Source organism: Rhodococcus sp. 66b (genome assembly GCF_002076325.1).
Lineage (GTDB): Bacteria > Actinomycetota > Actinomycetes > Mycobacteriales > Mycobacteriaceae > Rhodococcus_F > Rhodococcus_F erythropolis.
In genome coordinates this window covers 40,970-54,166 of sequence record NZ_MUZB01000012.1, presented here as the reverse complement: position 1 = coordinate 54,166, position 13,197 = coordinate 40,970, and the positions used below count along the sequence as shown (strand labels likewise).

At 62.2% G+C, this 13,197-nt stretch carries 12 protein-coding genes; 10 read left to right on the top strand and 2 right to left on the bottom strand.

Annotated features, from left to right (window positions below; all coding sequences use genetic code 11):
* Nucleotides 1–46: 46 nt before the first annotated feature.
* The 7 genes from B0E55_RS22000 (at nt 47) to B0E55_RS21970 (ending at nt 8,482) form a co-directional block, all read left to right on the top strand.
* Nucleotides 47–1,390 (top strand): DUF3100 domain-containing protein, encoded by a 1,344-nt coding sequence (locus B0E55_RS22000; RefSeq protein ID WP_020969365.1) that lies wholly within the window; start codon nt 47–49, stop codon nt 1,388–1,390.
* A gap of 84 nt (nt 1,391–1,474) precedes the next feature.
* Complete coding sequence (locus B0E55_RS21995; protein WP_080910465.1) at nt 1,475–2,689, top strand: amidohydrolase; 1,215 nt, start codon at nt 1,475–1,477, stop codon at nt 2,687–2,689.
* Nucleotides 2,686–4,044 carry an L-serine ammonia-lyase gene (locus tag B0E55_RS21990; protein ID WP_080910464.1) on the top strand — a complete coding sequence of 453 codons (1,359 nt, stop codon included), beginning with the start codon at nt 2,686–2,688 and terminating at the stop codon, nt 4,042–4,044. Before B0E55_RS21995 ends, B0E55_RS21990 begins: the two co-directional genes overlap by 4 nt.
* Nucleotides 4,045–4,169: 125 nt before the next feature.
* Nucleotides 4,170–5,075, top strand: coding sequence for a hypothetical protein (locus B0E55_RS21985; protein WP_241896118.1), 906 nt, complete (start codon nt 4,170–4,172; stop codon nt 5,073–5,075).
* A 126-nt stretch (nt 5,076–5,201) separates the two neighbouring features.
* A complete protein-coding gene (locus B0E55_RS21980; RefSeq protein ID WP_080910462.1) occupies nt 5,202–6,362 on the top strand; it encodes a serine hydrolase domain-containing protein in 1,161 nt (386 codons plus the stop codon).
* 296 nt (nt 6,363–6,658) lie between these two features.
* Nucleotides 6,659–7,345 carry a TetR/AcrR family transcriptional regulator C-terminal domain-containing protein gene (locus B0E55_RS21975; RefSeq protein ID WP_080910525.1) on the top strand — a complete coding sequence of 229 codons (687 nt, stop codon included), beginning with the start codon at nt 6,659–6,661 and terminating at the stop codon, nt 7,343–7,345.
* 9 nt (nt 7,346–7,354) lie between these two features.
* Entirely contained in the window at nt 7,355–8,482 is a 1,128-nt protein-coding gene (locus B0E55_RS21970; RefSeq protein WP_080910461.1) for an FAD-dependent oxidoreductase, read from the top strand.
* 23 nt (nt 8,483–8,505) lie between these two features.
* Here the strand turns inward: B0E55_RS21970 and B0E55_RS21965 are convergent, their stop codons facing one another.
* Nucleotides 8,506–9,348, bottom strand: a complete 843-nt coding sequence (locus B0E55_RS21965; RefSeq protein ID WP_020969358.1) for an SDR family NAD(P)-dependent oxidoreductase — start codon at nt 9,346–9,348, stop codon at nt 8,506–8,508.
* 102 nt (nt 9,349–9,450) lie between these two features.
* A complete protein-coding gene (locus B0E55_RS21960; RefSeq protein ID WP_019748005.1) occupies nt 9,451–10,194 on the bottom strand; it encodes a GntR family transcriptional regulator in 744 nt (247 codons plus the stop codon).
* Nucleotides 10,195–10,290: 96 nt separating this feature from the next.
* Between B0E55_RS21960 and B0E55_RS21955 the strand changes: the two genes are divergently transcribed.
* The 3 genes from B0E55_RS21955 to B0E55_RS21945 are packed head-to-tail and all read left to right on the top strand — an operon-like array spanning nt 10,291 to nt 13,196.
* The gene (locus B0E55_RS21955; RefSeq protein WP_019748004.1) at nt 10,291–11,418 is read left to right on the top strand and encodes a TIGR03364 family FAD-dependent oxidoreductase; all 1,128 of its coding nucleotides are present in this window, start codon (nt 10,291–10,293) and stop codon (nt 11,416–11,418) included.
* A 25-nt stretch (nt 11,419–11,443) separates the two neighbouring features.
* Nucleotides 11,444–12,121 carry a phosphonatase-like hydrolase gene (locus tag B0E55_RS21950; protein ID WP_019748003.1) on the top strand — a complete coding sequence of 226 codons (678 nt, stop codon included), beginning with the start codon at nt 11,444–11,446 and terminating at the stop codon, nt 12,119–12,121.
* A gap of 25 nt (nt 12,122–12,146) precedes the next feature.
* Complete coding sequence (locus B0E55_RS21945; RefSeq protein WP_020969356.1) at nt 12,147–13,196, top strand: 2-aminoethylphosphonate ABC transporter substrate-binding protein; 1,050 nt, start codon at nt 12,147–12,149, stop codon at nt 13,194–13,196.
* The last annotated feature ends 1 nt before the right edge of the window (nt 13,197 follow it).

Genomic DNA, 13,197 nt, shown 5'->3' with positions numbered 1-13,197 from the left:
ACGCTTGCTTCTTGCGTTCGTTCGCCCCCTCGAGAAAGACACCGACATGACCGAAGCATTCCCTGTCTCGCATGACGATTCTCCGGTCAGCGATCAAACCCCGACGCAAAAGATCGTTTTCGCCTTGAGGTCGCCACGGCTGTGGATCGTGGCGATTCTGCTCCTCGCGCTTGCGGCAGGCGCCCAACTGATCGGCCCCGCAGTGATTCCTGTCGGCGCTGCCGCCATCACGATCTTGCCCATGGTGTGGGGACTGATTGCCGGCGGTGCCGTCTCGAGTCAGAAGTGGAAACCTCTCGGCCTCGATCTTCAGGCCGCAGCCTCGGCAATCATGGGGCTGGCTGTTCTCTTGCTTTGCGCGAGACTGTCTTTCACCATCGGCCCGAACATCCAACTGTTGTTCGAGGCGGGCCCCGCCCTGCTACTGCAGGAACTGGGACACTTGTTCGGCACTATCGCTCTCGCACTCCCGCTGGCGGTACTCCTTCGGATGGGACCGGCCACCGTCGGAGCCACCTTCTCCATCGACCGCGAGGGGTCCTTCGCGATGGTCAGTGAACGCTACGGTCCCGATTCCGACCAGTACCGTGGTGTCCTGTCGATGTACGTCTTCGGCACTCTGTTCGGTGCCGTGCTGATCAGCCTGATTGCGTCGCTGGCGACATCCTTCAACATCTTCGACCCCCTTGCATTGGCGATGGGTGCTGGGGTCGGATCCGGCTCGATGATGGCTGCCGCTGCCGCCAGCGTCGTTTCGGCGCACCCCGAGATGGCCGACCAGGTACTCGCCGTAGCGGCAACATCCAACATCATCACCGGCCTCCTCGGCGTGTATGTCGGCATGTATGTCGCACTCCCCCTTGCCGATCGAATCTACGGCGCACTCACCAAGCGCTCGAAGACGACCAGCGAACGGAAAGCCGACACTGCCCCACGAGCGGTTGCGCCGAGCGTCACCGTGCCGCTGACCACCATCGTTCCGATTCTGTTCGTCGGTGGGGTCATCGTCTCCTCGATCGCAGCGGGTGGCGTATCTCGATCGATCATCGTCGGTTACCTGATCCTCACCGGATTGTTGCTCCTGGGCGTCGGCGTGGCCCGCCTGACGCGCGGCAAGATCGCGGCGATGATCGCAATCATCACCATCGGCGCCTTGGCGACAACACCGTGGTCCCCCATCGGTGATTTCGTCTCGAGCACCGTCGGGACTGTCGACTTTCTCTCGATCTGCACCCTCACCTTGACTGTCGCAGGTCTCAGCCTCGGCAAGGACCTTCCCTTGCTCAAGACGATCGGCTGGAAGATCGTGCCCGTCGGAATCGTCGCGATCCTCGCCTCTTACCTACTTTCCGTGGTCGTCGCGGAGTTCGCGCTGGGCCTCTGGCACTAGAACTGCACCCGAAGACGCTGAGAACTGAAGACACCGCGATCCGAAGACACAGAGAACCAAAGATGTTGAAAGGAAGCAATACCCATGTCCATCGCTGACACCCTCACCCACACAGACTCGGTTTCGAGCACGATCGAGAAGTGGGCATCACGCCTCATCGATGTCAGCCACACGATCCATGCTCACCCAGAGCTGGCATTCGAAGAGCATCGGGCGTCCGCCCTCTTGGCGGACGCCGCACAGGAAGCCGGCTTCACGGTTACTCGCGCCGCCTACGGCCTCGAGACGGCATTCGAAGCTGTGCGAGGCTCCGGCCCCTTCCGCGTCGTAGTCTGCGCCGAGTACGACGCCCTTCCCGACATCGGTCATGCGTGTGGACACAATGTCATCGCCGCTGCCGGACTGGGAGCAGCTATCGCGCTCGGAGAGGTCGCGGAGGAACACGGCCTGACCGTCGTCCTTCTCGGTACGCCGGCCGAAGAACATGGCGGCGGGAAAGTCTTGCTGCTCGAACGTGGCGCATGGGAGGGCGCGGCGATGTCGATCATGGTCCACGGCGCTGCAGGTGAAGACGTCAGTTGCACCGTCACCGGAACGCAGGCAGTCGATCGGTTCGACGTGACCTACACCGGACGAGCCGCACACGCGGCCGCTGCGCCACACAAGGGCATCAACGCAGGTGACGCCGCCACGATCGCCTTGGTCGCCATCGGACTTCTCCGTCAACAACTTCCGTCCGACGTCAGGCTCAACGCCTATGTCGAGCACGGCGGCGAAGCAACAAACATCATTCCGGCCTCGACGTTGGTGCGAGCGGAAGTTCGGGCCGCAGAACTCGACGTGCTGTTGGACGCCAAGCGTCGCATGCTCTCCTGCTTCGAGGGCGCAGCTGTGGCCAGCGACTGCTCCTGGTCGACCGAACGCGCCGAACCGCGCTACGAGGAGCTTGTTCAACATCGCGTGCTGGCGACGATCTGGGACGAGGAGATCGCGAGCCTGGGCCGCACCGCGGCCGCCCGAACTCCCCTGACCGGCGGCTCGACGGACATGGGCAACGTGTCGAAGGTGGTCCCCTCGATCCACCCGATGATCGCGTTGCGCGGCGTCACCGGAGTTCCTCACACTATCGAGTTTGCCGCTGATGCCCGCTCCGCAGCGGGCGACGAAGCTGTTCTGCACGGAGCAATCGCAATGGCGCGCACAGTGATCCGAGCCGCCACCGCGGACTCGCGCTCCAATCTCCTGACGATTGCGGCCCAGCGCGAGTCAGGAGCGACCACCGTCACGAGCGCCGAATGAGCACCACCGGCGTCTATGTTTCCGCTCTCGAATTCTTCTCCATCGGCATCGGACCCTCCAGTTCACACACGGTCGGTCCGATGCGCGCCGCTCGCACTTTCGGCGGCGAGCTCTCCGCCGCCGGCTTGACCGCGTCGGTCGACCGAATTCGCTGCAACCTGCACGGCTCTCTCGCCGCCACCGGAATAGGTCACTGCACTCCCGACGCGGTGATTGCGGGACTTCGTGGGTTGGATCCTGAAACGTGCGAGCCGACCGACGTTCACGGGCGATGGGCCGAACTGTCGGACGGCGGATCGGTGATGCTAGTCGGCGGTTCACTCGGACATGTTGTGTTCACTCGCGAGGACATGGTGTTCGAGCCACTCGTTCGCCGTCACGGGCACCCCAACTCGATGACACTGACAGCCTTCAAGGGTAACGAAATCGTCTGTACGAGTACATATCTGTCGATCGGTGGCGGATTCGTACTGCGCGCCGGAACGGAGACGCAAGCAAGCACGCATTCGATCAACTCACACTATCGAACCGCGAAAGAACTACTGGCGGAATGCGACTCCGGAACTATCGCCGAGCTGGCACTGTCGGACGAAATCGCGATACACGGCCAGGATCGGGCATTCGCCGGCATCGACGCGATCTGGTCCGCGATGCGCGCATGCATCGAACGCGGCACCCAGACCGAAGGTGTATTGCCCGGGCGTCTCGGAGTTCGCCGAAGAGCACGGTCTGCGAACATTCAACTGGAACAACGTAACTGCGCACCATCCTCACGCGAGTGGTTGACCGTCTACGCCATGGCGGTCAACGAAGAAAATGCAGCAGGTGGCCGCGTGGTAACGGCTCCGACGAACGGTGCCGCAGGCATCGTGCCGGCGGTGCTCTACCACCACATACGTGCGACGGGCGCCGGCGCTCACGACGTTCGAACCTTTCTCCTCACCGCTGCCGCAATCGGATCGATCATCAAGGCGAATGCCTCGATCTCGGGCGCGGAGGCGGGGTGCCAAGGCGAAGTCGGAGCTGCCTGCGCGATGGCGGCAGCCGGCTTGTGCGCTGTCATGGGCGGATCACCACGACAAATCGAGAATGCAGCTGAGATTGCCATGGAACACCATCTGGGGCTGACCTGCGATCCGGTTGGTGGCCTGGTCCAAATCCCCTGCATCGAACGAAATGCCGTAGCCGCCTCGACTGCAGTCACCGCAGCTCAGCTCGCATACCTGGGTGACGGGACGCATGTGGTGAGCCTCGATACCGTCATCGAAACCATGCGCCAAACCGGAAACGACATGTCCGTGCGTTACAAGGAAACCAGTGAAGGCGGACTCGCCGTCAATGTCGTCGAGTGCTGAGGGGATGTCGACGGCAGCGGCGACGGCGGGCGGACGCCATCGCCGGAAATATCATCCTCTCGAACGATGAAGTCCGGTGTACCGATTTCTACACTCGTTGACATGACTTTGTGGACGGTGACCAGATGATCGCTCATCACGCTGGAGGAATCCCACTGCACAACTCTCCACTGCACAACACCGCGGGGCCGTCGCGCTCGACGCAGTCCTCCGGTCGCAAGATCGCCACGTTGATCGCGTTGGTCGCCGGTTTCTCCGCTGCCTTCGTTCTCGCCCCGGGCATGCTGACGAGTAGGCCGGGCGATGGGTACGCAGGCGAGGGGGAACTCGTCGAGACGGTCCGCGCCGCGTTCGTCGAATACTGGAGTTCCGGTGCCCAAGCCTTCTCTCCGAGCTTGGAGTCCGCTGTCGACTACTGGCTGCGTTACCACGTGGCCAAGGCTGTGATCGCGGTAATCCTGCTGACGGTTCTGTTCGCACTCGGCCGCATGCTCAAGGCGTCGTTCGTGAACGCCGGCCCTCTGACGACTGGAAAGAAACTCGCATTCGTCTCGGCGGGAGGCCTGGTCGCGCTCCTCGCACTGTTCTCTTCGGTACTCGTGATGGCAAATGTCCAAGGTGTTGTCGCACCCTTCTCTTCGCTGATCTCGATGTTGCCCGTGGCCCAGACGGATGGGGCACTCTCCGAAACTGTCGGGCAGGTCCGACAACAGCTCGCTCAGTCGACGGGCACCGGAAATCAGCAAAGTCCCGCCCTCGAACTGATGATCAGCGACTTCGCGCGGTATCACTTGGCCATGGCGGTGATCGCGCTGATCGCGGCAGCAATATCACTGGCCGTGGCTGTGGTCGTGTGGGCACGCTTCGCGAGAACGGCACGATCCGACAGGCGGACGAGATTCATGTCGGGGTCGATAGGTCGTCTCACTGCACTGTTCACGCTGGGATTGATCGTTGTCGGCGTAGCAAATATGGGCACCGCGGCAGACCCCGCACTGGCCCTGGCGGCGTTCTTCGACGGCGGGCTCTGACCCAAGTCAAGGGTTCAGACCAGGGTTCCGTAGTCCCCCGGTACCGGTTGAGGAGGTACCTGGGGACTGCGTCTGCCGTACCCGGGGTCGATGTGTGAGTGCCCTCGGACAGGCAGAGTTCGACTCATGAAAACCGGAGCAAGACGCATCATGCTTGTCGGCCTGTGCAGCGCCATGGTTGCCGGCGCTGTAATCAGCTGCAGCACGGACAAATCCGCAGACAATCCCACATCCACCACTGACAAGGTCATGGACTCTGCCATCACCGGCCAGCTCGATTCGATCATCGACGCTGCGGTGAATTCGACGGGGATTCCCGGTGCGATGGTGGGCATTTGGGGACCCGACGGCAACTATGTGAAGGTTGCAGGAGTCGCCGACACTGCAACCAAGGCACCGATGGAGACCGACTTCTACCACCGGATCGGTAGCGTCACCAAGACATTTACCGTCACCGCCCTGCTGCAATTGGTCGACGAGGGAAAGATCGGTCTCGACGATCCGATCTCCCAGTACGTCGACGGGGTCATGGAAGGTGATGCGATCAGCTTGCGTCATCTGGCAGGGATGCGCAGCGGCCTCGTGGACTACACGACGTCTGAACAGTTTGTGATGGAATATCTTTCGGATCCTCGCCGAACTTTCACACCGGAGGAACTCGTCGGATACGTCAAGGACCTCCCACTCCAACTTCGACCAGGGACCACCGTCGACTACTCGAACACCAACACTATTCTGCTGGGAATGGTGATCGAAAAGGTCTCCGGCTCAAAACTGTCGGACGTCATCGACACCAAGATCACGACACCACTCGGCATGGAGCACACCAGCTTTCCCACGACCAACGCGTTCCCGACACCACACGCACAGGGGTACACCAACCAAACGCTCGACGAATCCGTGACCGCGGCGACGGACTGGAATCCGTCGTGGGGCGGCGCCGCGGGTGCAATGATCTCGTCGTTGGACGACATGCGCATCTGGGTTCCGGCGCTGGCCAAGGGCGATCTCCTCACCGACGACACTCAGAAGCAGCGCCTGCAAACCGTGAACTTGAGCGAAGGGGACGACAGCTCCGGCTACGGACTCGGATTGTTCAACAGCGGTGGCTGGATCGGTCACAACGGAAGCCTGCCCGGCTACAAGACAGTCTCGGTCTACTTGCCCGAGAAGGACACCACACTGGTCGTCTTCATCAACACCGACATCGACGGCGAGACTGATCTGACCAGCGCATTGATGGCACCGATCACCAAGTTGATCAGCCCCGACAACGTCTACGGCTGATCACCTCAGGTCCGATCCACAATTCGGACAAAAGTGACATACCGGGTTCGATCTGTCGATAAGCTCGACCGTCGGCAGATCGAAACCCGAAAGAGGCGCTCATGGGATCGTTGAACGACTGGCTACTCAACAGCGACAGCCCGCTCGTGGGCATAGTCGGCGGCATCCTGCTGACGATCGCAATGCTCTCCGGCGGTACGGGCATGTAGCCCATTCACATCAGCATGTGATTCGTGACATCTTCACGTGACTCAACGAACATGTTCGTTACGAACATGTTCGTGTACCGTGAAAATATGCCCAATCAGCCAGCAAGTCCATCGAGCCGACGCAATCGTCCGGCCAAACCCGCTCTGACACGCGAGGGCATCGTCAGTACCGCGGTGAAAATCTTGCGGTCGGAGGGGTTGCAGAAGTTGACCATGCGTCGACTCGCCCTCGAACTCGACACCGGGCCGGCGTCGCTGTACGTGTACGTTCAAAATACCGCCGAATTGCACGCCGCCGTTCTGGACGAACTGCTCGGAGTCGTGGACCTCGCCGAAAATTCCTCCGGCACTTGGCAAGCGCGCCTCGAACGGGTGCTGACGTCCTACACGGCCATACTGTTCGATCATCCCGGCCTTGCCCAGTCGGTTCTCGTTTCCCGGCCCAGCGGAGTTCACTACGTACGCCTGCTCGAGCGCCTGCTGGCATTGCTCGACGAAGGCGAAGTCCCTTCGGGTCAAGCCGCGTGGGGCGTGGACTTGCTGCTGCAGTACGCGACGTCCACTGCTGCCGAACACTCGGCGCCGAACAATTCCGCCGACTCGGATGCCCAATGGAGCGCGTTGACCGACGCAATCCGGAACGCAAACCCGCAGACGCACCCACTCGTCGCAGGCCATGCAACAGCTCTACTTGCCGGTGAACCCACCGCGCGCCTCTCCTGGGGATTCCGCACGCTCATCAGGGGCATCGAGAACACCCCACTCACTTCTTAGGAACCCACCATGAACCACTACCCCATCGCAATCATCGGCGCCGGCCTCGGCGGCCTCACCCTCGCCCGAGTCCTCCATCTCCGCGGAATCGATTCGGCGGTATTCGATTTCGAATCCGGACCAACAGCTCGGACCCAAGGCGGGATGCTCGACATCCACGAAGACTCGGGCCAGATCGCGCTTCGTGCCGCAGGCCTCTACGACGAGTTCCGCGCACTCGTTCATCAAGGCGGCGAAGAGACACGCGTCCTCGATCGAAATGCCGTCGTGCACCTGAGCGAGCAGGACACCGGAGACGGCGACCGCCCGGAAATCGACCGCGGCCAGCTGCGTGACCTACTGCTCAGCTCTATTCCGAAAGAAACAATCCACTGGGGAGCAAAGGTCCGCAGTGCCCATCTGTTGCCGGACCGTCGACACGAGGTCCACCTCACGGATGGCACCCACTTCACCACCGATCTCCTGGTCGGCGCCGACGGCGCGTGGTCGAAAATTCGCCCACTGGTTTCAAACGCCACTCCTGCCTATACCGGAGTATCTTTCGTGGAGTTCGACCTTCACGACGCCGACAACCAGCACGCGAAGGCCGCTGAAACAGTAGGCGGCGGAATGATGTTCGCGCTCAGCGCCGACAAGGGCTTCCTTGCCCACCGTGAGACCGACAACAGTCTGCACATCTACGCCGCCCTGCGAGTTCCCGAGAACTGGTCAGCGAGTGTCGACTTCTCCGACGATCATATTGCGAAGAAGATTCTGCTGGAACACTTCTCGGACTGGGACGAGTCGCTGCGGTCACTGATCGTCGAAGCGGACAGCTCGCTGACCCCTCGCCCCATCCATGCTCTTCCCATCGGGCACAGTTGGAGCCGTACTCCCGGGGTCACTCTGCTCGGGGACGCAGCGCATGTCATGTCGCCGTTTGCCGGAGAGGGCGCGAACCTGGCAATGCTCGACGGCGCCGAACTCGGCGAGGCGATCGCATCACATAGCGGCACGGAGGAAGGACTTGCTGCCTACGAAGAACGACTCTTCCCACGCAGCGCCGCATCGGCACAACAGTCGGCTGACGGTCTGGACATGTGCTTCGGCGAGAACGCACCCCAGGGGCTCCTGGACATGTTCAACTCACAACCGTGACCTGACGAATTCGGATCAGGTCGTCATGCCTCGAGGGCAAGCGACGAAGACAAACCACGGTGGGCTTCGACTTCATCGAGCAGTTGGTGGGCTTTCTGCTCGACCACGGACAGTGCATCGGCGCCGGCGACCCACCGACGCGGGGGTAGCGGCGAATCGACAAGTGCCACAAGTGCCGCGGCAAGTTTCACCGGATCCCCACCCTGGGCACCGTTCATGCTCTTCCACGCTTCGACGGTCTTGCCAGTCCGGGCGTCGTAATCGTCTATCGACAATTCAGGCCAGATCGACGACGCACCCTCGACAAGCAGTTCGGTCCGGAAGAATCCCGGCTCCACGATCGTCGTCCCGATTCCGTACGGTTCGACGTCGAATCGCAATGATTCCATCCAGCCCTCCAGCGCAAATTTCGACGCGGCGTAGGCTGCGCAAAACTCCTGACCAACCAGGCCCGCAAGCGAACTGACAGTCACGACATGTCCACTCCGTTGCCTACGCATCACCGGCAACACCGCCCGTGTCACATTGATCGGCCCGAAAAAGTTGGTCTCCATCTGAGCGCGAAGTTGCGCCGGACTGACAACCTCGAAGAACCCGGCGTAGAAGTTTCCGGCGTTGTTCACCAGCACATCGATTCCACCGAATCGCGCAACTGCCGTGTCCACCGCAGCATATGCGGCTTGTTCGTCGGTGATGTCCAAGGCAATCACCAACAGGTCGTCATGCTCACCGATCGCTGCAGAAACACGGTCCGCATCACGCCCCGTTGCCACCACCGCGTGCCCGCCGGCAAGAGCCGCCTGAGCAATGTCGACTCCCATGCCCCGGCCTGCGCCGGTTACGAACCAGACTTTCTTGTCACCCATGTTCACTGTCCTCCCGTTTGATGGAGTCCAGTACAGAACAGATTCCACGGGCCTGGGAGTGCCTATCGTTCCCGGTAACAGCAGACCCCCTCGGCGCCCCTCCTACTCGCGAAGAGTCGTCAAGAAGGCAATACGGTCACCACGGTAGAGCGAGCGAACCCGCTCGATCGGCACACCATCCGGGTCGACAGACGTGCGGTGCAGTAGAAGCATCGGCATCGAGGTGGTGGACTCGACGAGGGTTGCCTCCCGCGGTGAGGCAAGTACCGTCTCGATCCGTTCGGTTGCGGAGGCGAAGACCACGCCGATCGAGCGAATGGCCGCGTAGAGCGATGTCGTCGCGTCGAAAGCGTCGAGCATTTCACCGAACCTGCTGTCCGGCAGGAAGGTTGATTCGAGTCCGATCTTCTCACCGTCGGCGAAGAGGACACGCTCGAGATGAACGACGCTGTCGCCCAACTCGATACCCAACTCCGTGGCGAGACCGTCGTCGGCCGACATTCGTTCGAACGTCACAACCTTACGACTGGGCACTCGCCCAGCACTCAGTGCGCCTTCGGTATAAGAACGAATCGAGAGCGGCTGAACCAACTTCGGACTCGCGACGACAGTGCCCCGCCCCCGCCGCTCGATCCGTCCTTCGACAAGCAGATCACGAAGCGCTTGACGGACCGTCTCGCGAGCGACAGTGAAACGTGCCGCCAATTCCCGCTCGGACGGGACTGCGTCGCCCTCCTCGAGCCCACTGAGAATGGTCTCGATCTCGGTGCGCACCCGGTAGTACTTCAGCTCCGGTTCGATCACGACGCTCGAGGTCCCCGGCCCGGTGGACGTCTGCTGATTCATGGCGCAAGCGTACAAGAATTCGGTCTATACCAATTGTTAACCTGGAGTTCGTCTCGATTCCCCCTATTGGTCTAGACCAAACGTCACTATCTCTACATGCGAATTTTGATTGTGGGCGGAGGAATCCTCGGAACGGCGCACGCCGACGAGGCAATCCGCCGGGGACACGACGTCATCCATCTCGAACGCGAGCCCGAAGCCCGCGGTGCAACGGTACGGAACTTCGGATTGGTCTGGGTATCCGGGCGCGCTCCGCACGAACTCGAAGCCGCGCTGCGTTCGCGCGAGCTGTGGGCGGACCTTGCCGCCCGTGTCCCCGGCGTCGGATACCGCCCGGCCGGCTCCATCACCCTCATGCGCACCGAGGAGGAGGTCGCAGTCGCGCAGGAAGCATTCGCTCGGCCGGACGCCGACAACCGAGGGTTCGCACTTCTCGATCCCGACGCCGTTCGCGTCGTCAACCCCGCGCTCCGGGGCAAGTTTCTCGGCGGACTGCACTGCACCCTGGACGCCGCTGTCGAGTCACGGCAAGCGCTCCCCGCCATCCGTTCTTACCTCGAATCCACCGGCCGTTACACCTTCCACGCCGGAACGGAAGCCCGCGAGATCACGACGAACACCCCCGGCGTACACATCCGCGACGATCGCGGTCGCAACTTCGACGCCGATCTCGTGATCGTCTGCCCCGGAGCAACACTCGGCGGATTGGCCCGCGATCTCGCCGGCGATCTCCCGTTGCGACGTGTGCGCCTGCAGATGATGCAGACCGCCCCACTCGGCGAAAAGCTCACCACCGCAATCGCTGACGGTGACAGCTTCCGCTACTACCCCGGTTTCGCCGGATCTGCCCTCGATCACCTTCGCACGGTGCAGCCACAGGAACCGACTGCCGAGGAGCACCGCATGCAACTCCTGTGCGTGCAGCGCTTGCACGGCGGTCTGACCATCGGTGACACCCACGAATACGAGGAGCCCTTCGACTTCGACGTCGACGAGGCGCCCTATCGCCATCTGTCCGGAGTGGTGGAAACACTTCTGGGGCGCGATCTTCCGCCCATCGTCAAGCGATGGGCGGGCGTCTACAGCCAGTGCCTCGACCCCTCACAACTTGTTCACCGCGCACAAGCCGCCGACAACGTCTGGGTGGTTGCCGGTCCCGGTGGCCGCGGCATGACGCTCGGCCCGGCACTGGCGGAACAAACCGCCGACCAGCTCGGTCTCTGAATCCTTCCGACAAGAAAGACTTCTCATGTCTCCCATCACCCTTGCCGTTCTCGACATGGCCGGCACCACCGTCGCCGACGACGGACTGGTTCTTCGCGCGTTCGCCGCCGCTGCCGAAGCCGGCGGACTGCCTGCCGAAGGCCCGGAAGCCGACGCCGCTCGCCAGTACGTCCTCGACACCATGGGCCAGTCGAAGATCGTCGTGTTCCGGGCGATCTTCGGTGACGAGAACCGCGCCCAGGCCGCGAACGCCGCATTCGAAACCACTTACGATTCCCTCATCGACCAGGGGCTGGCCGAGCCGATCCCTGGCGCGGAGAAGGCGATCACCACACTGCGCGAGGCCGGCATCAAAGTTGCCTTGACCACCGGGTTCAGCCGATCGACGCAGGACAAACTCCTCGTCGCGCTCGGCTGGGAAACCCTCGCCGATCTCACCCTCTCCCCCGCCGAGGCCGGTCGCGGTCGACCGTACCCGGACCTGATTCTGACTGCCCTGCTCAAACTTTCGATCGACGACGTCCACCAGATCGCCGTACTCGGCGACACGTCCAACGACGTGCTCAGCGGCATTCGTTCCGGCGCATCCATCGTCGCCGGAACTCTGACCGGCGCACACGACGAGCAACAGCTTCGCGACGCCGGAGCCACCCACATCGTCCCGTCGGTGACGGAGTTCGCCGAACTCCTCACCCACTCCTGATCTCACCTCCGAAAAAGGAATCGTCATGCGTCTACGCCCGAGCATCGCTGCGGCCGCTCTCGCCGTGTCCGTCCTTTCGTTCACCACCGCCTGCGGTGGCACCGGCACTGCTGCCGGATCAGACACCGAAACCGTCACCGTCTACAGCGCCGACGGTCTGTCCGGTTGGTACAAGGGAAGATTCGACGCCTTCACCGCGCAGACCGGTATCGCCGTCAACCTCGTGGAAGCCGGATCCGGCGAGGTCGTCTCGCGGGTCGAGAAAGAACAGTCCAACCCACAGGCGGACGTGATCATCACGCTGCCGCCGTTCATCCAGAAGGCCGACGCCCAAGGTCTGCTCGAGCCCAGCGGAATCGACACCTCCGCCGTTCCCGCGGACGAGAAGGACGACGCCGGCAAATACGTACCCGTCGTCGAGAATTACCTCTCGTTCATCGCCAATCCGACTGCGTCACCCGCCCCACAATCTTGGGACGACCTGCTCACTGATCAGTTCAAGGGCAAGTTGCAGTACTCCACGCCCGGCCAGGCCGGCGACGGTACCGCGGTGTTGTTGCTGCTCCAGCATCTGATGGGCAAGGAAGGCGCACTCGACTACCTCGGAAAGCTCCAGGCCAACAACGTCGGTCCCTCGTCCTCCACCGGAAAGCTCCAGCCCAAGGTCAGCAACGGAGAACTCCTGGTCGCCAACGGTGACGTCCAGATGAACCTCGCCTCCATCGCCGACGACGGCTCGAAGTTCGACATCTTCTTCCCCGCGGGAGCCGACGGCACTCGCACCACCATTGCACTGCCCTACGTGATGGGCCTCGCCAAGAGCGCACCGAGCAGCGAACAAGCCAAGAAGTTGATGGAGTTCCTGCTCTCCGAAGAATCCCAGAAGACCGTCGCCACCGATGCACTCGGCGTATCGGTCCGCGAGGACGTCCGAAGCAGTGCCGGTGAATCGACCGACAAGAACACGCCGTCGGGAGTTCTACAGGGCGTCAACGTGTGGACCCCGAACTGGAACGACGTCCTCAGCTCGCTCGACGCCGACATCGCCGCTTACCAGAAAGCCACCGGGAGCTGAT